Annotated in this window: 10 protein-coding genes and 1 pseudogene; all 11 read right to left on the reverse strand. The window is 71.9% G+C overall.

The genetic code is table 11. The features are described from left to right. A pseudogene (locus V7E46_RS15850) lies at nt 1-1,618 on the reverse strand (hypothetical protein); the annotation flags it as partial. Nucleotides 1,619-1,849: 231 nt separating this feature from the next. Beyond that, a complete protein-coding gene (locus V7E46_RS15855) occupies nt 1,850-2,437 on the reverse strand; it encodes a hypothetical protein (RefSeq protein WP_333769015.1) in 588 nt (195 codons plus the stop codon). Next, complete coding sequence (locus V7E46_RS15860; RefSeq protein ID WP_333769016.1) at nt 2,430-13,085, reverse strand: DUF6531 domain-containing protein; 10,656 nt, start codon at nt 13,083-13,085, stop codon at nt 2,430-2,432. Before V7E46_RS15860 ends, V7E46_RS15855 begins: the two co-directional genes overlap by 8 nt. Nucleotides 13,086-13,261: 176 nt before the next feature. After that, nucleotides 13,262-13,579, reverse strand: a complete 318-nt coding sequence (locus V7E46_RS15865; RefSeq protein WP_333769017.1) for a hypothetical protein — start codon at nt 13,577-13,579, stop codon at nt 13,262-13,264. After that, nucleotides 13,572-14,012, reverse strand: coding sequence for a YbaB/EbfC family nucleoid-associated protein (locus V7E46_RS15870; RefSeq protein WP_333769018.1), 441 nt, complete (start codon nt 14,010-14,012; stop codon nt 13,572-13,574). The genes V7E46_RS15865 and V7E46_RS15870 overlap by 8 nt, the downstream gene beginning before the upstream one ends. A 36-nt stretch (nt 14,013-14,048) precedes the next feature. Further along, complete coding sequence (locus tag V7E46_RS15875; RefSeq protein ID WP_333769019.1) at nt 14,049-16,175, reverse strand: hypothetical protein; 2,127 nt, start codon at nt 16,173-16,175, stop codon at nt 14,049-14,051. A gap of 73 nt (nt 16,176-16,248) precedes the next feature. Continuing rightward, the gene (locus tag V7E46_RS15880; RefSeq protein ID WP_333769020.1) at nt 16,249-16,707 is read right to left on the reverse strand and encodes a hypothetical protein; all 459 of its coding nucleotides are present in this window, start codon (nt 16,705-16,707) and stop codon (nt 16,249-16,251) included. Nucleotides 16,708-16,754: 47 nt separating this feature from the next. After that, complete coding sequence (locus tag V7E46_RS15885) at nt 16,755-17,045, reverse strand: WXG100 family type VII secretion target (protein ID WP_333769021.1); 291 nt, start codon at nt 17,043-17,045, stop codon at nt 16,755-16,757. Between the two features lie 116 nt (nt 17,046-17,161). Then, entirely contained in the window at nt 17,162-17,509 is a 348-nt protein-coding gene (locus V7E46_RS15890) for a hypothetical protein (protein WP_333769022.1), read from the reverse strand. Between the two features lie 197 nt (nt 17,510-17,706). Beyond that, a complete protein-coding gene (eccB, locus tag V7E46_RS15895; protein WP_333769023.1) occupies nt 17,707-19,173 on the reverse strand; it encodes a type VII secretion protein EccB in 1,467 nt (488 codons plus the stop codon). Nucleotides 19,174-19,219: 46 nt separating this feature from the next. Further along, nucleotides 19,220-20,596, reverse strand: a complete 1,377-nt coding sequence (gene eccD / locus V7E46_RS15900) for a type VII secretion integral membrane protein EccD (RefSeq protein ID WP_333769024.1) — start codon at nt 20,594-20,596, stop codon at nt 19,220-19,222. Nucleotides 20,597-20,727: the final 131 nt, after the last annotated feature.

Consider the following 20,727-nt stretch of genomic DNA (forward strand, 5'->3'; position numbering starts at 1 on the left):
GCTTGGGCGCGGGCGCGGCCAGTTCGGGGGTGGACGGTCGTGCGGGCGGCCGCGCGGGGGGCACGGCCGGCGGCTCGGGGGTGGCCGACACCGAAGGCTCGGCGACCGGTGGCGAGGAAGGCGGGACCGTGACGCCGGTCGGGGCAACCGGAGGAAGGGGCGCCGGGGCCACCGCACTTGCCGGGGTCACCGGCCGCCCGATCCGCGGTGCGGGCCGCTCCGTCGGCCGGGTTCCCCTGCCGACCGTGGAGACCGTCGGACGGGGGACCGGATCCGGCGGGTCGGCCTGTCGGGCCAGGTGTTCACGGCGCGGTGAGGAGGTGTCGGGCGCGACGTGCTGAGTGGCACCGGCGACCGGCGGACCGGACCGGCCCTCCGGCACGGTTGCGCCGGCTTCCTCGTCCCCCAGTCGCAGGTATCCGAGCCGCACGTAGTGCTGCACGCCCGGCTCCAGCCGCTCCGCGAGCATCGACGCGGCCGACAGCAGTTCCTCCGGTGGCGCTCCACCCGCCCCGCCGACGGTGATCCGCGCGTGGCCAGGATCGGTGGGCAGCGCGCGCACTCCCGGTTCGGATCTCTGGCCGGCGCCACGCAGCCACAGGCCGCTCTGCACGACTTCCACCACGACACCGGAACCGAGGTCGAAGGTGCCGGGCAGCCCGGCCACCTCGTCGAGGTCCGGAAGCGGTGCCCGGTACTCGACGACCTCGGGCTCGGGCGCGGGGCCGCCGCGGCGGGGCCGGTACGCGACCTCGATCGCGAAGGGCTCCCAGGTGCGCCGGCCCGTGCTGTCGTGGAGCCGTGAGGTGCCGGGGCCGTCCTCGCCGCCGTCCGGTACGCCGATCGTCGTCACCACGGGCCCGCCGACAAGGTCGGCGAGCACCTGCCCGATCGGCTCGTCGCCTTCGGGACCGTATGGCACCAGGCGCACCGACACCGCGACGGAGGCAGGCAGCGCGGCGCGCAACGCCATGTATTCCTCGACGGGTTGCCGGGTGGCGTCGGGGGAGCCCAGCACGACGGTCGGTACGTCGGGCGAGATTGCGAGGTCGAGCAGCGGCGCGCGCAGCGCCTCGTCGTCCGGGGGCTGCGACCTGCCGTGCAACCACAGCCCGGCCGGGAGGGATTCGGCCAGGCCGGCCTCGACCGTCGACACGCCGGCCGTGGCCAGAGCGGTGTCCCACCGTGGCTCGGGGAACCGCGCGCCCAGCGGCGTCGGCGGCATGCCCGGGGTGAACGAGATCCAGCGGCCCGGCTCGCCGGTGACGCCGGAGGGCGTGACGAGGACGCTCGTGCCGGCCGGTACCAGCGGCCCGTCGGGTGCCACGACCTCGGTGTCGAGCCAGTCGGCGAGCCACTGCGCCTGCGACGACGCCATGCCGCTGCCCGCGCCCGGGACCGCGAGCCGGACGGGTCCGCCGCCGATCAGCAGGTCGGCGACGGACATCCAGAACGCCTCGTTGTCCTGCTCGTCGGGTGAGTCCGCGGCGACGACCTGGCGGCCGGGATCAGCCGCCAGTGCGCGGGCCAGTCGCGTCGCTTCCGGGCTGCCACCGGCCGACGGGCTGACGAGCAGCGCGAAGCCCTGCGGAGTGGTGCGGAAGGCTGCGCCTTTCACTCTTGGACTCCTCACGCGAGCGGCCGCTCCACCGCACCTTCCTCGCACGGGTGGGCAGCGGCAGCTCCTGCCGACGCGTCGGCCCGTGGCGCTCCGGTTCGGGTGCCCGGAACAGTATCGACCCCATCTGGCCGCAGGCGCTCCGATCATAGGTTTCCGCACCCGTGCCTGCCTGCGGAAGCGCCCTCCTCCTGCCCGTTCGCCCCGCCGGATCTGCCCGAACGCGCTCGCTCAATGCCGGGAGCCGGCCGGTGCCGTGCCGGTCGGGTCCGCGGCGGAGGCGCCGCCGGAAAGCGTCGACAGGTGGGCCGCCGAGGTGCCGTTCCACGCGCCGTCGAGGTGGTGGTCGTCGACCCGGTAGACCGCCGCGCCGGATTTCGGCGGGTGGGCCGGTACTGTGTCGCGGTTTTGGAGGGCGATCGCGAACGCGCCTCCCACGAGGACGACGCCGGTGATCGCCGCCGCCGCTCGGATGGGTGCGCTGACCCGGCCGGGACGCGGTGAACCGGAGTCCTCCGGATGGTCGGCGGGCGCCGTCGCGGCGATCGCGAGCGACGGCGGTGGCGCCGCCGCGGCAGTCGCGGTGCCGGTCGTGACTCCTGTCGTGGTCCCTGTCCCGGTCCGGGGCGTCGAAGCTGTGCGGCGCTGCGAGAGTGCCGCCAGTTGCCGCCACGGCCGGGAGCTCACCCGCGGCGCCGGCGCTTCCTGCCGCGACGGCACTTCGGCGGGCGGCAGAGGGGCCGGGGACGCCGGTCGCGCACCACCGTCCGACTCGGACGCGACCTCGGCGGCCTGCGCCGAGACGGTGCCCTCATTCACTGACATACCTTCCCTTGCTGTCGCTCCACCGGTACCGGACCCCACCCACCGAGATGTGCCTCCCGACGTAGTGGGCCGGCGGTCGCGTGCTGGACGGGCCCACCATGGAACTCTGGCCGCTGCCGCTGGAGTAGGGGGACTGCGCGTACCCGGACATGGACGCGGGGGGCCAGTGGGAGGAGGAGCCGGAGACCGGCGGTGCCCCCATGGGAGGAGCGAAGGGCGGCGGGCTGTAGCCCGTACCCGCCGGGGAGTGCGAGCCGTAGTCCATGCCCATCCCCATGGTCTGGGGTTGCCCGTAGCCGCCCCCCACGGTCGGGGTCTGCCCGTACCCCCCGCCGTAGTGGGCCGGTCCGTAGCCGCCCATCGGCTGGGGCGGTGGTGCGTAGCCGCCCATCGACGCGGATGAGCCGTACTCGCTCGTGGAGGAGGACGCCCCGTACCCCGATCGCGAGGGCCGGTACGGTTGGTGGCTGCTCGCGGGTGGCGGGGGGAGGTGGGGGCTCAGCGAGGACGGCCCGGCGTGCGGGCTTCCGGACGGGAGCGAGGACGGGATCACCGCGGGGCTGCCGGACTGGTCCGAGTTCGCGGGGGAGAACCGGCCGTTGTCCCGCTGCCAGCGGTGGTACTCGGGCGGCAGATCGCTTTCGTCCAGCACGCTCATCGTCCAGTGCGCGAACTCGCTCTCCATATACCGGTGGATCCGGCCGCGTTCGGGCAGGTCGCCGTCGGCCTCGCGCTGCCCGACCGACCGCACGTCGAACGGGTTGATCTGCCTGCTGAGCCGGTTCTGCGGGTCGTACGGCGAGTGGACGGTGTACTCGGCCTCCCGGAAGACATTGTTGCCGCCGACCGGGTGGCGTAGGCCGATCGACGTGATCGGCACGCCCAGCATCGGGAGGCCCTGCTCGGTGGCTCCCGACTCATAGCGCAGGTGCTCCATGTTCGTCTGCTGGGTCCCGGCGAAGAGGTTGTCCCGCCGCTGCGGGGTCCCGTAGACGGGGTCTCCGTGGGCCCAGGCCGCAGCGCCGTGCAGCCAACTGGAGGGGGCGCCTGGGTAGAGGTTGGCGTTCTGCATCGCCACGCGCGCGGACTCGCCCATGACGGTGTTCTGGTCGGGGACCCTGCGGCGCGGCACGCCGCTCATGGAGTCCTGTGTCACGTAACTGGTCACGGTGTGGTCGTAGGCGGGGCTGTGATCCCGGGTTCGGCTGAACATCGAGCGGGACCGGTGGGGAGCCGCGCTGCGCGACCTCGACTGTGATCCGCCCGCCCCGCTCCTGCGGCCGCGCTTCGAGCCGTCGCAGTCGTCCGGCATAAGGCCGAGCGGGTCGACGGCGCCGGTCGGATTCGCCACGTAGGCGCGCGGGTTGGGCCCGGCCAGCAGGCCGAGCGGGTCGGTGCTCGCGTAGCGGCCCGTCGCGGGGTCGTAGTAGCGCATGACGTTGTAGTGCAGCCCGGACTCGGCGTCGTGGTACTGCCCGGGGAAGCGCAGCGGGATGTCCGCGTCGCCCGAAGCGCCGGTCCGCATCGCACCCCACACGGTGCCCTCCGCGCGCCAGGCCAGTGCTCCTGCCTCGTCGACGAGTTCGGTGGGGGTGCCGACGAGGTCAGTGACGACGGCGTGGAACCGCTCGTCGACCCAGTCGTCCGCGGCCTGCGGCGACGGCACCCGTTCGGTCTGGCTGAGCACCCGGTGGCTGCCGGGCAGCCGCTCCCATACCGTGGACCGCTCGCCGTCCCGGAGCTGTTCGACCAGGTCGGCGCCATCCCAAAAGAAGTCGACGCGTTCCACCGCTGTCGTGCCGTCGGCGGCCAGGCGCTCCTTGGCAATGCGCCGGCCTAGCGGATCGTAGCGGTACCGCCAGCGCCGCTCGTCCGGGTCGACCAGGCCGACCAGCCGGTCCTCACCGGCCCAGGAGTAGCGCCATGTGCGGGGTTCGGCGGCGGACTCGTCCCGCCGCGCCACCATCCGACCTTGCGTGTCGTGCTCGTAGTGGATCGTCCCGGCCCGGCTGATCAGCGTGCCCGAGTACTCACGCGGTCCGTCGGCGCCGGCCGGGGCCGTGACGGCGGGCCACTGCGCGTCAGTGATGTTCCCGGCGGGGTCGTAGTCGTACCGCTCCGACCAGTCGGGGCCGCGCACGCCGGTGATCCGCCCCGCGTCGTCGAGTTCGTACTCGCGCGGCCCGGCCAGAGCGTCGTCGGCCGCGGCCAGCCGCCCGTCGGCGCGGTAGCGGTACTGCCGCCGCTGCAGCGTCCGGCCGCCCGGCACGCTCGCGTCGTGCTCCGTGCCGATGCCGACCACCTGGGTGGAGAGCCGGTCGTTGGCGTCCCACACCTGGTCCAGCCGCAGTGCGGCGCCGATCCGGCGGCTCACCTCGCGGCCGCGGACGTCGTGCCCGAAGCGCACGGTCCGGCCCGCCGTGGACAGGGACGCCGGCCGGCCGGCCGCGTCGTACTCCCACACGCTGAGCGCGCCCGACGGCGTGGTCCGGCGGGTCCGCCGGCCCAGGGCGTCGTAGGCCGAGGCGACCGTACGGCCATTGACGGTCTCGGCGAGCACCCTGCCCAGCGCGTCGTACCGCCAGGACACCTCGGTGTCGGCGTCGCGCGCCAGGACCAGGCGGTCCGCTGCGTCGTAGGCGAACGTCGTCACCGACGTCCGCTCGGCGTCCCGCACGGTTCGGCGCACCTCGCGTCCGAGGACGTCGCGGTCGATCCGGATCCGCTGTCCGGTGGCACTCGCGGTTTCGGTCAGTTGCCCGGCGGCGTCGTACCGGTACCGGACCACCCGGCCGTCGAAGTCGGTCTCGCGCACGAGGTTGCCGACCGCGTCGTAGTCGTAACGCCACACCAGGCCCTGCTGGTTGGTGACCGTCGTCAGCCGGCGCTGGGTGTCGTAGCCGTACTCCAGCCGGGCGCCGTCGGGGCCGGTCTCGGACGTCGTGAGGTCGAAGTGGGTGGTCTCCAGCCGCGTCGAGAGGCCCTGGGCGTCGACGCGTTCGCGCAGGCTGCCCTCGCCGTCGTACGTCCACCGCTCCACCGCACCGTCCGGCGCCATCCGGCGCAGCGGCAGGCCCTCCACGGTCCAGGCTAACCACGTCACGCCGCCCGCGGAATCGGCGATCCGCGTCACCCGGCCGAACTGGTCGTAGGCGTAGGAGGTCCGTGCGCCCAGCGGGTCGACGGCTGCCACGGGCTGCCCCGCGTCGTCGCGCTCGATCCGGGTCACTCCGCCCAGCCCATCGGTGACGGTGGCCAGGTCCCCGCGCTCGTCGTAGCCGTAGGCCGTGCGCGCCCCGGAGGGGTCGACCTCGGCGGTCGGGCGGCCGGCCTCGTCGTACTCGGTGCGCCACACCGTGCCGTCCGATTCGACGTGCGTGACGGGCCGCCCGTGGGCGTTGTACTCCGTCAGGATGCGGCTGCCGTCGGGACGCACGGTGGTGACGAGGTTCCCGGCCGCGTCGTAGGTGTGGCGCGTGACCCGGTCGAGCGGATCGGTGACGGCCAGCACCCGGCCGCGCGGGTCCCGTTCGTAGCCGGTCGTGTTGCCGAGCGCGTCGGTCTGCCGGACGAGGCGGAGGCGTTCGTCGAACCCGAAGACGGTGGTGTTGCCGAGCGAGTCGGTGGCGGTGGTGACCAGGTTCTCCCGGTCGTAGTCGAACGTGTAGGTGAGGAACCCGCGCGCGCCCTCGGTGGCGACGCAGCGCCCGTCGGCGTCGAAGGTGTACGTGTACCAGGCTCCGTTACGGTCGTCCCACCGCACGATCCGGCCGTCGTCGTCGTAGCCGAACCGCATCGGCTCGGCGGAGGAGTTGTGGACCGCAGTGAGTCTCCGGTCCCGGTCGTAGCCGAAGCTGGCCAGCGGGACGGAGAGCTCCTCCGACGTGGGGTCGAGCAGCGACAGGCCGGTGACGAGGCCGTCCTCGGTCTGGACCGAGATGCGGTAGCCGGCCGAGTGCGAGATGCCGACCAGGTCGCCCGCGTCGTCGTACACCATGTCGATGCGCTGCCCATTGCCGTCGATGACGGCGGCGATCGGCAGCCGTGAAGTGCCGTTGGCCGCGAAGTGCCAGGCCCGGTCGGTCTCCGGGTCGGCGATCACCCAGCCGCCGTGGGCGGTCCTGGCCAGCGGCCAGGCCGGTCCGAGCAGCGGCAGTACCGTGCCGTCGCCGGGCGACGGGTAGGCGATCAGCGCCCCGTCCTCCGCGGCGAAGCAGACGCCCTCGTCGTCGATCTCGACGCGTTGGTCGAGCGTCGACGCCCACGAGGGCCCGAACCAGCCGCCCAGCCGGTACCCGGACAGGTGCGTGCGGGACACCACCAGTGGGAGCAGCCCGGCCAGTTCCACGTCGGTCTGGGTCAGCTTCATCTGACCGGTCGCTACGTCGATCGGGTCGCCGCAGTAGGTGCGCTCCTCGGTCGGGGTGGCGCTCTCCTCGGGGTGCTTGTTGTGCTCCCTGATGCCCGGGCCGTCGTGGTGGCGATCGATGACGCCGCCGGTGTCGAGTACCCGCCCGTGGCCCGGTGTGCCGTCCCGGGCCGGTGGGTGGGAGGTCGGCGGGTGGGAGACCGGAGCCGCCGGCTGCTTGTGACCGGTGCTCGGCCGGGTGTCCTGGCGGGATGGTGCCTGCGGGTCGTGCCCGGTCGTGCCGGGCTCCTCGATCCGGCCGTGGCCCTGGCCCATCAGTACATTCGCGATCCTGCTGGCCTCGTCCCGCATCTCGCGGACGTCCTGATGGACGTCGTGGACCTCCGGCACCTCCTGGACGTGACCGCTGGCGGGCGCCGCGGGGTGCGGGGCCGGCTCGGCGGCACCGCCGTCGTTGTCGGCCCGCACGGCACGCGGCGCCCTCGGCGAGGCGCCACCGATCACGGAAGGGCCGGGGCGGTGGGGGGCACTCCCGCTGGCGCGCCGGTGCGTGGAGGGGTCGGCCGACCGGTGCCCCTCGTACTCCTGGTTGTCGCTCTCTTCGGTGATCCAGCCGAGTTCCGACCACTTCTCGGAGTGCCCGGGGTCGAGGGCGGCGGCCTGCTCGTGCGGTTCGGCGTCCGGGGCGCCGAGCGCGTCGAAGTGGTCGCGCAGGGCGCGGGCCAGCGCGGACGGGCCCGTCAACGCAGCTCCGAGACCGCTGAGTTCGTCGGGTGAGGCGTCCAGCACGTCATGGAGTCCGGACGACTTGGCGATCGAACCCATGATGTGGGCCATCAGCTCGGAACCCGGCGGCAGCACGAAGAAGTTGTTGGCGAACTCCGCCCGGTCGACGCGGTAGTTCGCCGCTTCCTTGAGCGTGACGTCGGCGACGGGCTTGCCGAGTTCCGAGGCGACCAGCGCCTTGGTCTCGTCCAGCGCCTGCCTGTCGCGGATCATCGGGGGCAGGTAGGGGATGTCGCTGACGCCCACCCGTGGCATCTCCGCCCTCAGGTCGACGCCACCGGGGGCGATGTCGACATCCGCGTACACGCCGCCCTCCCGCCACAGGACCGCGTAGCGGGCCGCGTCGGAGAGCATCGGGTACACGCCGGCCTCGGTGGCGTCCCGGCCCTTCTGGTAGATGTCACGCAGGGTGGAGACGTCGTCCTCCGCCGCCAGGGGGTCCGGCTTCACCCGCCCCCAGAAGTTCGGCACCGGCCGCTCGGGCAGCAGGTCGGTGACCTCCCTGAACTCGACGCCCTGCTCGGTCAGGGACTTCTTCGTCGTGGCGTCCCACTTGCTCACCTGGGTGTTGTGCCGGTTGGTCCCGGTGTCGGTCCACATGGTGACCTTCCACCCGGCTTCCTTCGCATGCGCGGCCCACGCGGCCACGTTGGAGATCGCGGCCTCCTTCATGGGGCGGCCGAGCCAGACGAAGTTCACCGTCTTCGGGATCTCCACCGCACCCGGGAAATGGCCCAACTCGTGCTCGGCGAAGCCGTTCTCGATGGTGGACACGATCCGGTCGACGTCCGCGGCGATGTGCCGGCGGACCGGATCGGTGGCGGCCTGCTGGCGCAGCATGTCGCGCAGCACGCGAGCGGCGCTCAGCCGTCCCGCGAGCAGCAGGGCGTTGACGTGGCCGAGCACCGAGGCGTCGTCCTTCGCCGCCTCGTCCGCGAGTCGGGGCGGCGGCGGGTACCGGAGGCGCGGTGCCCGCGGTGAGGCGCCGAAGGCGTTGGCCGGGCTGTCCTCGGCGGTCCGGGGACGGCCGTCCCGAGCCGGGCCGTCATGGGACCTGGCACCCTGCGCGGGGACGTGCTGCCCGCCGGTCACGGTGCCGGCACGGGCGGGCCGCCAGAGCGGCACGTCGCCCACGATGGCCTTGATCAGTTGGAGGTGGCGTCCGCGAAGCCCTTGGTGCACCGGCATCTGCGCCCGGAACTCCTCGCGCCACTCGGGCGGCAGGTCCCGCTCCGACATCGTGCGGGTGTAGTCGCCCATGAGGCTGCCGGGGGCGTCGAGGCGCTGCTCGGCGCCGTCGTCGCGGTACTCGTCCCGCAGGCCGAGCTGGTGGGAGATCTCGTGGGCGAAGTCCACCGGCTCGGCGTCGGGCGACCAGGCGTGCTGCGTCATGTCGGCCATCGAGTCGACTCGCCCGACTTTCAGGTGCTCTGCCTCGTCGTGGGACACCCGCTCCACCGTCACGTGCAGCTTGTCGCCGTCGGACAGCCGGTAGCCGGCGGCGTTCAGGTGCTGGGCGACGCCGCTCTCCACCTTCTGCCACATCCCGGCGAGTTCCTGGTCGGACATGCCCTTGTCGGTGTCCGCCCGCACCCGCACGGTCAGGTCGGTCACCGTCTCGCCGTCGAACTCGAACCTGCGCACGTCGAAGCCGGACCGCACGTCGAACCGGTTCAGCACCGGTTCGCCGGACCTGGTCAGGACCGGCCGGCCCCACGCGTCGAGCAGCGGTGTGGCCTTGCCGGCCGCGTCCCTGACCTCCGAGACCGGGTCCACCCAGCGGCGCGAGCGGAGCACCGGAGGCGCCGCCAGCCGGGCGGCCGTGAACCGTTCGTCCGTGCGGGGATCAGCCGTGAACGGATCGCCCGTGACGTGATCTGCCTGCCCCCGCGCGGGCCGGCCGCCTCCGGCGGCACCGGTGCCGGAGTGGCCGGGCGAGGCGGTGGCCGAGTGCGGGACCTTCGGTGAGGAACCGGTCCGCTCCTCGCCGCGCGAACCGCTCCCGGCGCCCTCCTCGTGGGGCCAGGACCTCCCGATCCCGTGCTGGGTCACGCGCGTGACGACGGAGTCCCAATAGTGGTCGACGACCGCGTTCCGGACCGCGATGAAGTCCGGCTGGCCCTCCTGCCGGACCCAGCTCCGGCCGTCGCGGACGCTCTCCGCGATCTCCTTCCGCAGTTCCTCGTTGTGGTGCAGGCGCTCCCCGATCGCGTCGAGGTCGGCGGCCTTGAGTTCCATCTCCGACTTGCCGTTGGTGGCCGTGACGAGCTTGTGGAGGACGTCGGGCACGTTCTCCGTTCCCGTCGCCTTCGCGACGATCACGGCGAACTTCGTGAAGTCGGCCTTCTGCGCTGCGTTCAGGTAGAGCTTGTCCTCGTCGGTCCCCGTCCGGCGGCCGACGCGCGCGAACGACTCCCTGATCTCGTGGCGGACCTTGGGGTCCAGGGTCATGACCTTGAGCGCGCTGTCGACGTGGCCGAGGAACGCGGCCAGGGTGACGCGCTGGTCGACGTCGACCTTGGCGGGCGCTTCGCCCTCCGGCTTGAACCGGTCGTGCCGGGCGAGCCGGTCCGGCGCGACCGTGTCCGCGGTGACCCGCCGGTTGCGCTGGTCACCGAGGGCGGGCCGGAAGTTGAAGTTGTCGACGTCGCCGTAACCGGACGTGTGGAGGTCGTTGTTGAACTCCGGCTTCGCCTTCGGGCGCAGGGTCCGCTTGTCGACGCGAATCCCCTTCTTCAGCCGATCGCGCAGGAACACCCCGACGCTCTCCGGATCGTGCTGCAGCTTCGAGAACAACGCGGGCAGTGAGTTCTCGATCGTCAGGTGGTCGTTCTGTCGCTGGGGTGCGTTGTTTTTCCTCCCCCCGGTCACCAGGTCGAACGAGTAGTGGCCGAACGACACCGGCGAATGGTCGAGGTCGATGACCTGCGTGTCGTTGAACACCTGGAGGTCGTTGGTCCCGCGGCCGAGCATGCCCAGGTCGAACGGCCCGTCGCCGTGCGGCTCCGTCCTGTCCAGGCCCATGGCGTGGAGCGTGTGCGGCCCTCTGATCGCCTTCCCGAGGGCCATGCCGGCGACCGTATAGTGCGCCACCAGCTCCTCCCGGCTGACGACGACCGGCGCTGTCGCCTTGCCCTCCAGGAGCGCGTACGTGGAGTCGTCGCGCGCGGTGACGACGGCCAGTCCCCGGTCGCCGTCCTTCTTGACGAAAAGCCGCACTCCCATCCGCTGTGCGCTGTCCAGGTGGTCCAGGACGGTGTCGTCGGCGGGCCGGGTGGTGTCCCGCGCCGTGTCGTGGCTCGCGTTCCCGGAGCTGCCGGACACGGCGTCGTCACGGCGCGGCGCCCGCGGCGAGGCCCCCACGTGGCCGACGGGCCGGTGAGCGGTCGTGACCGGGTGGGTCGGACCGGTACCTTCCGGGTCGTGGGCGGCGCGTCCGGTGGACGGGGCCTGCTCGTGGGCGGTTCCGGCCGGCGTGTGCGGCTCGGCGAGGTGGCCGGACGCCGTGGAGACCCGGGCCGGGGCCTTTGTCGGCGGGTCGTCCGGGGCCGGTTCCCTGGGCCGCTCGGGCTCGGTGCCGCGTCCGGTGCCCTCGGTATCGCGGGTGGCGACACGCGTGGGCGGCCCCGGCTCCGGTTCACGTGCTGCCGGCTCCTGCGGCTCCGGCCCGCCGTCGGAGGTGGCGGGGGGGTCCGGGGCCCGGGCTCCACCGGTCACGGGGTGCGGCGGCGCGGTCTCCTCCTGCGGCCTTCCCTCCGTCCGCTGCTCCGGCCGTCCCGGACCTTGGGTGGCAGGGCCGTGCCCGTCCGTACCGGTCGGCACCGGGGGAGAGGCCACCTCCCGCGGGCCGGGGCGGGCGCCATCGTTCGTGCCGCGACCGCCGGTGGTGATGACGGGGGTGCCCGGGCCGTGCGGCGGTGCGTCGCCGGTGCCCGAGGTACCACCCTTCGACGTGCCGGTTCCGGCACCGGTCCCCGTGCCGGTGCCCTCGGTGCCGGCGGTCGGCATGCCGTCCGTGCCGGGTGCCGCGTCGGGCTGCTTGGACACGGGACCGGTCTCGTTGCCGCGTACGGGCGGCTCCGGCGGCGCGATCCTGCCCTTGTACGCGCTGACACCCGCGGTGACCCCGAGCCTCCCCAGGTGCCCGATGCCGCCCATCGCCACGCCGCCCAGCGTGCCCGAGGCGCTGACGGTGAAGGTGTGTTCCGGATCGAAGATCACACCGTAGAAGCCCTGGGTCAGCGTCATGTTGATGCCGCCCATCGCCGAGGCGTGCAGCAGGTCGGCCACATGGGCGCCGATGTCGGGGCCAGCCTGCTTGGCGAGGCGGTTCACGAGGGCGTCGGGGATCTCGTGCGACAGCGCCTTGACACCGTCCTCGCCGAGCACGTCAGTGTGGTGTTCCAAGGTGCTGGCGAGCGCCTCCTTGACTCCCCGGAGGCTCGCGCCGCCCCAGCTCTCCGCGAAGGCGCGCGCGAATTCCGCGCCGAGCTCGCGGGCGTACTGCGCGCTCAGGGCGTCGGCGAGGTGCTGTTCGAATGTGTCGGCGACGGAGGCCTCGAACGCGGCGACGGCCTTCTCGATGTCGGCGTTGAGCGCCTCCCGGACGGGAGCGCCGGCGGGGACGTGGTCGCCGATCCCGGCGTCCTTGGCGCCGCCGCCCTTGCCGAACCCGTCCGCAAGGGACGGCCCGTTGTCGCCGAACACCTTCCCGAGGTCGTTGCCGAGGTCCTTGCCGCCGTCGTCGCCCAGCGGACCCGAGGTGCGGTCGAAGACGTCGCCCAGGTCCTTGCCGAGTCCCTTGCCCAGGCCGTTGCCGAGCGCGTCCTTGAGGAAGGAGCCCAGCTTTTTCCCCAGCGGCCCCAGGCCTAGTCCGACCCCGGTGCCGACGGCCGAGAACTCCAGCGTCTGGACGGTGTTGTCCCACGACCAGCCGTGGCGGTGCCCCTGGGCGATCTGGATGGCCTGGATGACCCCGTCCATCGCGATGCCGAGACCCACCGAGCGCACCACGTGCTCCCCGATGAACTTCAGCAGCTTCCTCAGCAGGGTGCGGGAGATGATCTGTGTGGCGATCTCGGTCTCGACGACCTGCTCGCTCTCCTCGATCGCACCCAACTCGTCGCCGGACATCAACATGACCGCCAACTCGGCCAGTTCCGCGGCAAGCTGGATGAGCATCGCGAGGATCATCCACTTCGCGTACTCGACCTCGGCCGCGTAGTTCTCCGCGTACTCGGCCAGCTTCAGGGTCTGGTCCTTGGCCGTGCCGAGGTAGTCGGGCCCCGAGACGTAGTCCCTCATGTTCGCCAGGAACGCCTCCGCGGACTCGCCGTGGAAGTTCTCCGAGACCGCGCGGACCAGCGAGCCGACCGAGTCGGCCAGCTCGTCGAAGTCGCCCGACGCGCTGACGTACAGCCCCTGGACCTCCCGCAGGATGTCCTCGTTCGCCTGCGGCCACGGCATGCCCGACAGCCCCGAGAACAAGTCCGAAAGCCCACTGGGCAACTCGATGGCCACGACCTGTCACGCCCTTCCCGGCGGCACCGTTGCACATTCCCGAGGCCGTCGGCCCCGTCGATCCGTCACCTGACGGATCGGCCCGTCACTCGCGGACGGGCCGGTCGTCCGCAGACCGGTCCGCCACTGCTCGGACCAATTCGTCACCCCATGGACCCGCGCTTGGCGGTCTCCGTCGCGCCGCCCTCCACGTCGTCGAAGGTCCGCGAGACGGTCGAGCCGTTCTCGCCGGTGGCCCCTAGCAGCGTGCCGACCCCGCCGAGCAGGGTGTCGAGGTCGGAGGTCGGGGTCTTCACCTGCTCGTGGTAGGACTTCGCGTACTCGTCGTCCCTGCCGCCGCCGGCCAGGTTGAGCGCTCTGATCCGGTCGAGCCTCGACCGGATCGCCTCGTGGATGCCGGCGATCTCGTCGAACTGCGAGAAGTTCGTCGCCAGGTTGTCGGTGAACTCCAGATCAGCCATTCCAGTCCTCCTGCTCGGTGGTCACCGCGCGGTCGGCCGGGCGCAGCATCGCGCGCAACGGCGCCATGACGTCGTCGAGTTCGGATCCGCCCGCCATGGACTCGCGCAGTCGCGCCCCGAAACCCCGCAACGGCGCGAACGCCGCGTTCACCTTGCCCGCCATCTCGCGCCGCGCGGCGGCGATCGTCTCGACGAGCACCGCCGACAGCTCCACCGGGGCCATCATCCGGTAGTCGGTGCCGTGGAAATGGATCTCCTGGACGTCGCCGCGGTTCCCGATCGTCACTTCCAGGGTGCGGTCCTTCGACCTGACCGTCGCCGTCGCCTTGCGCAGCTCCTCGTGGAGCGTGGCCAGCTTCTGCTGGTGCTCCTGCAGCTCGCCCATCGCCTCGTCGAGTTGTTCCTTGAGCGATCGACCTGCCGAACCGCGCATCGATCCGTTCTCCTTCCCGGTCCTGACCGGCCGCTGTCAGCGGCCGATGACTCCGAAACCGGTGTCGGTCCCGGTTCCCCACACTTCCTCGTCCTCGGTGACCCAGGTCTTCCTCGACCCGCCGTCGGCGCCCCCGCCGCCGGTCATGCCGCCCATGCCACCGCCCATCGGAGGCATCATCGACGACTCCTCGGAGCCGGCCCCGGTACCGCCCACCGTGGAGACCCGGCCGATCGACTGGCTCTCCTGCGCGGCCACCTTGGCGGTGGCGAACTCGCCGTTCCCGATGCCGTCGCCGGGGCTCTCGGCGCCAGGCTCCTGCCCGGTGAGGCTCTTGAGGCGACTGCTCGTGCCGGTCTCGGTGCTCAGCAGCTTCGGCAGCCCGCCGGCGCCGCCACCCGTACCGCCCGCGCCGCCGCCCAGGCCCAGCCCGCCGAGGGAGGGCGACCTGCCGAAACCGCTGCTGCCGAGCAGGTCGGCGTCGTGGAGGTCGTCGTCACCGGACGACCCGCCGGTACCACTGAGCGTCGAGCCCTTGGGCACCTTCAGCGGCTGGCCGTTCGGTCCCATGACCGGGTTGCCCTGGGCGTCGAACACCTGGCCGCCGGCGCCGATGCGGGACCCCTTGGGCACGGTGAGGAGCCCGCTGCTGCCGGTGATCGGCTTGCCGTCCGGCCCGTCGACCGTCTCGACGCCGGACGGCTTGGCGTTGCCGCCGGTGCCGCCGCTGTCGAAGTCGGAGCCGGTCCTGGTAGACCTCTTGCCGGTGTTCGCCGCCACCCTGGAGTTCGGCGGCACCGTCAGGGGTCTGCCGTCCGGGCCGAGCACCGGTTTGCCGTCGGGGCCGATGACGTGGTTCTGGGAGTTGATCGTCGACCCGGGGGGAACCGAGAGCGGCAGACCGCTGGCGTTCAAGACCGGCAGCCCGTCGGGCCCGTCGATCGTGTCCTGCCCGCCGACGCCCGTGCCGCCGGTGCCACCCGTGTCGAAGCTGCCCCCGGTCAGCAGGTTGTTGCCGATCTTCGGGGAACCGAGCGGGCCGTCACCGCCACCGCCCCCGGCTTTGCCGCCCGAGCCGCCGATGTCGAAGTCGCTGAGGTCGGGGACGTTCACGTTCGGGATGTGCGAGCCCCCGCCGCCCCCACCACCGGAGCCGCTGGAGTTGAACTCGTGGGGGCTGTTCAGGTTCGGGATGTTGCCGTTCGAGCCGCTGGAGTTCGGGTCGGTACTGGGCGGTGCCAGGACCACCGGCGGGACGAAGGTCGACGGGATCACCGACGACGCGTTCCTGTAGGCGCTATCGACATTGCTCAGGAACGTCTGCGCCGCGTTGTCGAGCGGGACGAGCGTCGCCAGCCACGCACTCTTCGACATGTTCTCCAGGGAGTCCCAGAACCTCTGGTCACCGGGGTCGCCAAGGCTCGTGCTGATGTGCGGCTGCATGTGCGCGCCCGACCAGTGGTAGCTGATATGCGCCCCGCCCATCACGTTCTGGAACTGCTGGTTGGCCACGTTCCACGGCATGTTGGCGGAGTTGTCGTGCCAGTCGAGGAACGCCTGTGCCAGTGTGGCCACACTGTCCGTCGTCTTGTCCTTCACATTGAACAGCTGGTCGGTGATGCTCTGGGGGGCCAGTTGCTCGGAGAGCGCGTCGAGCAGGCCGGCGAAAGTCTGGAGGGAGTGCTTGAAGACCCCGGCGGCACTGCCCTGGAAGTCGCTTCCCGACGTGTTGACGTCGTTGGCCCACGTGGTCATGTTCTGGTTCCACGTGTCGAGTAGTTTCGACAGGTCCTGGAGCATCTGCCCGCCGTACCAGAAGCTGTGCGGGCTGAACTCGTTCGTCTGCCAGGGCGAGTTGGTGAAGGAGTCAAGGATGGTCTTCGGCCCCACGTAGAACTGCTGCCAGGGGTTGCTGCTGGAGTCGAACCAGGACTTCTTGAGGTTCAGGCCGACGACGATCTCGTAGTGGACACCGACGTGCGTCCAGTTCTGCTTCCACCACAGGTCCCAGTTGGTGGAGAGGTTGTGGATCACATGGGCGGCGACGTTCCAGTTGTCGAACCATTCCGCGGAGCCACCGGCCACCGCGTCGCGGTCGGGCAGCGTGTTGTCGGCACTGCTGTCGGCCAGGACCTTGAGAGCTTCCTCGAAACTCTCGGGCATGTGCTACTCCTGTCTCTGGTCTCCCCGCCCGCGCCCGATCGGGGCCGTCCGGATAGGTGCGCCGGGTCGTGCGTCAGGTGGTCGTGCTGGTGTTGGGGTTGCTGCCGCCCAAACTGACCCCGAAGTTGAGGTTTTCCAGGTCGGCCCGCATATCTGCGGAGGTGAGGTGCGCCTTGTCGTCGCTGTCGGTGAGCACCAAGTCGACGGCGAGCAGATCCGCTGACATCTTTTTCGCGTTCGTCGTCAGATTCTGGATTTGCTCCCACAGCGTGGAGGTGAGGGTCTTGAAGTCCTGTTGCAGGGTCACGCCGCTGGACAGGGCCGCCGGGTTCCCGGTCAGGAGCTGGTTGTAGCCGCCCGACGGGTCGCCACCCGGAGTCGCGCCCTGGGGGAGGCCCTGCGCGAACTCCCGCAACTGGGCGATCGAGGGGCCCGTGGTCAGTGCCGAGATGAAGTTGGCCAGCTTGTGTTGGGCGAAGTCCTTCAGGTACGTGTCGGTGATCTTGAGATCGCCGGAGTCCTTGGAACCCATGACGCTCCCTCCTATCGGTCAGCGGATCCGGTGGCGCCCGCGCGTGGTCAGCCGCCGAGGATCGAAGCGCCGCGCCGGTCACCATCGTTCAGGCTCTGGTGCATGGTGTCGAGCGTGCTGCTGCCGGCGCTGAAGTTCGCGGTCAGGTCGTGGTAGATCTGCTGCCGGTTCTTCGAGATCTCCTCGAACACCTCGGCGGCCATACCGGAGAAGGAGGAGGCCAGCGGCTGGAGCTGGTTCATCAGGTCCTCGACCGCGCTGAGCATGTCGTTGGCGACCCGCTGCATGTCTTCGACGGCCTGGCTGACGCCTTCGTGCCTGAGGTTCACGTTTGCCATGGAAGGTCCCTCTGTTCTTGTCGCGCTGAGTCGGGGGGCGGTCGTACCGGTCGCCGGCCGGGTCGGCTGGGATCAGCCGCCGGCCGGGCCGGGCGCCGGGTCAGGTACCGATTGGGTCATTTGCCGGTCAGGATGTTCGCGTAGTTCTCCGCCTGGCTGCCGCCGGTGAAACCGCTCATGTGCAGCGCGTTCTCGTCGGCGCTGCTGATCTGCTGGCTCGCGCCCTGCAGGTCGGACTGGAGGGTCTGGAACATGCTCGCCACATGCTGGCACGTCTGCATCCACTGCTCGATCTGCCGCTGGAACGCGCTGCTGGAGTCGGCGATGTAGTTCGCGGCGATCGACTGGTTGATCGAGTCGGCGGTGTTGTACGCGTTGCGCATCGCGCCGACATGGGCGTCGAGCGCGGCGAGCGCCTTCTGGACCGCGCCGTCGTCCTTTGCCAGCGTGCCGTTCGCAGCCATGTCATGGCCTCCTCGTCGATGGTGACGGTTGTCGAACTGACGGAACGTCAGCAGTGCCGCGCGCACTCGCGTCACCTCCGCCAGGCTAGCTCGCGACCTGGGACGGTCACGTCCGCATATGGTGGGTGTGCCCGTTCGTCCTCGGACATCGGCACGTCCGAACACCCGTGGCGGTGGAGACGGACGCCCTGCCCGGCTCAGTCACCGCAGGACACCGTGGTGGTGACCGGTTCGCGGACTCCGCCGCCGGCGGACGCCGAGAGGTCCAGGCTCGGACCCGTCGGAAGGAGCGCGACGACGGTCGCCGGCAGCGTGACCGCGTCCGAGCCGGTGTACCCGGCCCTGCCGGCGGCGCCCGCCGGGATTGAGTACTTCACGCCGTTGTCGGTGACCAGGTACTCGGTGCTGCCGGAACCGCCGCCCGCGGGCGAGACCGCCACGAGCGCGCCGGAGCCGCCCTTGACCGCCACGAGGTCGGCGCCGTCGCAGCTCGGCGTGATGCCGCGGCCCTGGCCCGGCGGCGCGGCCGCCGCCCGCACTGTGGCGGAGTCGGCGACACCGATGCCGCTGGACACCGCCCCGGTGCTGGGGCGCAGGTTCGCACAGACGGCCTGGGTCTCCCCGACGGTCACCGCGTGCGGCGGCGTCGTGGGGAAGGTGGTGCCGAGAGCCGCCAGCGACGCCGCGGTCGACTTCGGCGCGGCGTTGCGGGCGAAGTCGTCGGGTCCCAGTGTCGGGACCGTCACGGCGCCACCCTCGTACGCGTGCCGCTGGATTCCCGGTTCGCCGCGCAGCAGCACGAAGACCGTGGCGGTGAGCGGCGCGAGGCCCTTGCGCGTCAGCACGTAGTGCCGGCCGGTCTGATCGGTGAACAACTGCCCGACCCGTGTCGGTTGCCCCGCCAGTTCCGGTCCGGCGTCGCCGAGTCCGGCCAGGTCGGGCGGCGCCAGGTCGGGTCCGGCCGGCACGGCGTCGAGGAAGCCCGAGGTCACTGGCACCGGTGCGGCGCCGGTGTAGCCGAGCGCCCGGGTCACGCCCTCGGCGGCGTCGATCCGCAGCCGTCGCCCGTCCCACAGCAGGTAACCGGTCCCGTCCGGGGCCGAGACCACGATCGCCTGACCGCCCGTCAGCGCGCGTCCCCGCACGCCCTGCCCGACACCGAGGACGAGTTGCGGCACGCCGGAACTCTCGGCGGACCGCGTGGCGACGCAGGCCGACCACGCGTTCCTGCTCAGGTCACCAGCGGGCGGCAACGCGTCGGGCGCGTCGGCGATACCGAACGGCGCGCCGCGCGTCACGCCCCGCAGCGCGCTCGTGCCGACCGACTTGACGGTCAGTCGGCTGCCTGCGAACAGCCTCGCCGAGGTCACGTTGAGGACCGGGTGCAGCGCGTCGGCGATGTACAGGTATCTCGCACCGGTGCCGCTGTCGACGACGAGCGTGCCCGGCTTCTCCCAGCTCCGGTCGCCGCCTCCCGGGACAACCAGGCCGTAGAGAGCCACGATGACACCCGCGAGGACAGCGATCATGAGACCGCCGAGCGTGCCCTTGCTCGTACGGGCGACGGGCTGCGCGGCCCCGTCGAGGTCGACGCGGAGCACCGCGGAGGTAAGCCGGCCCATGACGAAGGAGTGGGCCTGGATCTGGTCACGCCGCGACTGCATGTCGCGTCACTTCCTTCGTCGCCGGGTCGTGTGCGCGGGGCATCGGCTAGATGCCGCGCAGCCGGTAGTAGGCGCCGAACACGAGAAGCACCAGCGGCAGGACGCTCACAGCCACCAGCGTGTGCACGAGGTCGGCGGCGTGTCCCCAGTGCGGCAGCATCCGCCGCCCGGGAACGCTCCAGGAGGCGATGGCGAGGCCGCCGGCCAGCAGGAGCAACGCGGCCGTCAGGACCAGCCGCGTGCCGTCCGGCAGCGCGATGCCGAGCCGTACGGCCACCAGCACGACGCCGTACGCCCCCGGCAGCGTCACCGCCAGCCGTTGCGTGGTCCCGCCGATCGAGCGGCCGTGCAGCAGCGCCAGGAGCGACAGCGATCCCATCAGCGCGTACGACGGCCAGCCGCCCGTCGTGGTCAGCCCGGTCAGGCAGCCGACGTAGAGCGCCGCGATGGCGATGAACAGCGCCGCGACGTACTGGTCGGTGATCGCGCTGCGGGAGAGCACGTTCTCGGCCGCGAGCGGCTCGATGCCCTCCTGGAGCTGCTCGCTGTTACCCGGCAGCGGCGGCAGCTTCAGGCCCGAGAGCCGGAACCCGACCGCGGGCACGAACACGCCCTCGATCACCGTGAGCGCGGCGATCACCGCGGCCGCGTGCCCGAGTTCCACGCCGAAGACCATGGCCACGCCGCCGAGCGCCGCGGTGGAGGAGGCCAGCGCGACACCGAGGAAGAGCGGGGCCCCGCTGCCGACCACCGCGATGGCGATCACCGCCATGCCGGTCGTGGCGGCCGCGCCGGCCAGCACCCGCGCGCCGAGCAGGTCGTCGCCCGCGCCGGTGGGCAGCAGCGCCGCGGCCAGGGACATGAACGGGACGGCCGCCACACCGAGGGCGGTGCCCGCCGCGGTGTCGCCGACCGCACGGGCGGCCGAGGCGGCCCCCGCGACCAGCAGCACGGCCACGAACACGGCCGCGGCGACCCGTGGCGCGTGCGCGCCGGGCAGAGCCAGTACGGCGAGGCCCGCGCCCAGCAGCGCCAGCACGAAACCGATCAGCAGCCGCCGGGACAGTTCGGGGCGCCAGGAGTCGGGACGCTCGCGCAGCGCGGTCGCGACACCGTCGACGAGGTCGTCGAAGTGGATGGGCGGCATCTCGGCGCGACGGGGACGCAGGTAGAGCACGTCGCCGTCGTGCAGGCCGAGCGAGTCGGCGGTGCCCTCGTCGTCGAGCGCGGCGCCACCAAGCCGTTGCAGGACCCACCCGGCGTGTTCGAGGCCGGCCTCGTCGAGATCGGTCCCCGCGTAGCCGACGATCGTCGGCAGCAGGTCGATCACCGGGACGTCGGTGGGGACGGCGAGTTCGAAGCCGGTGGACGGCGCGCGGACGACGAGCCGGCACAGGCCGCCGACGACACTGCTGTTCGCCACTTGTTGTCGACTCCTGTCTGTCCGCCGTGCGGGCCTCAACCTCCCCGTCGAGGTCACGGCGGGCTTCTATTGACGCCGGTGCCCGGAGGCGGAACGCCCCACAGCCGGGGCACCTTGCCTGTTAGCTCCGG

Source organism: Streptomyces sp. IBSBF 2435 (genome assembly GCF_036815005.1).
Classification (GTDB): domain Bacteria; phylum Actinomycetota; class Actinomycetes; order Streptomycetales; family Streptomycetaceae; genus Actinacidiphila.

Bases quoted from the DNA above. Each gene is read 5' to 3' on its own strand.
- eccB (WP_333769023.1), bottom strand. From the start codon at position 19,173: ATGCAGTCGCGGCGTGACCAGATCCAGGCCCACTCCTTCGTCATGGGC.
- V7E46_RS15890 (WP_333769022.1), bottom strand. From the start codon at position 17,509: ATGGCTGCGAACGGCACGCTGGCAAAGGACGACGGCGCGGTCCAGAAG.
- V7E46_RS15865 (WP_333769017.1), bottom strand. From the start codon at position 13,579: ATGGCTGATCTGGAGTTCACCGACAACCTGGCGACGAACTTCTCGCAG.
- V7E46_RS15885 (WP_333769021.1), bottom strand. From the start codon at position 17,045: ATGGCAAACGTGAACCTCAGGCACGAAGGCGTCAGCCAGGCCGTCGAA.
- V7E46_RS15870 (WP_333769018.1), bottom strand. From the start codon at position 14,012: ATGCGCGGTTCGGCAGGTCGATCGCTCAAGGAACAACTCGACGAGGCG.
- V7E46_RS15875 (WP_333769019.1), bottom strand. From the start codon at position 16,175: ATGCCCGAGAGTTTCGAGGAAGCTCTCAAGGTCCTGGCCGACAGCAGT.
- V7E46_RS15880 (WP_333769020.1), bottom strand. From the start codon at position 16,707: ATGGGTTCCAAGGACTCCGGCGATCTCAAGATCACCGACACGTACCTG.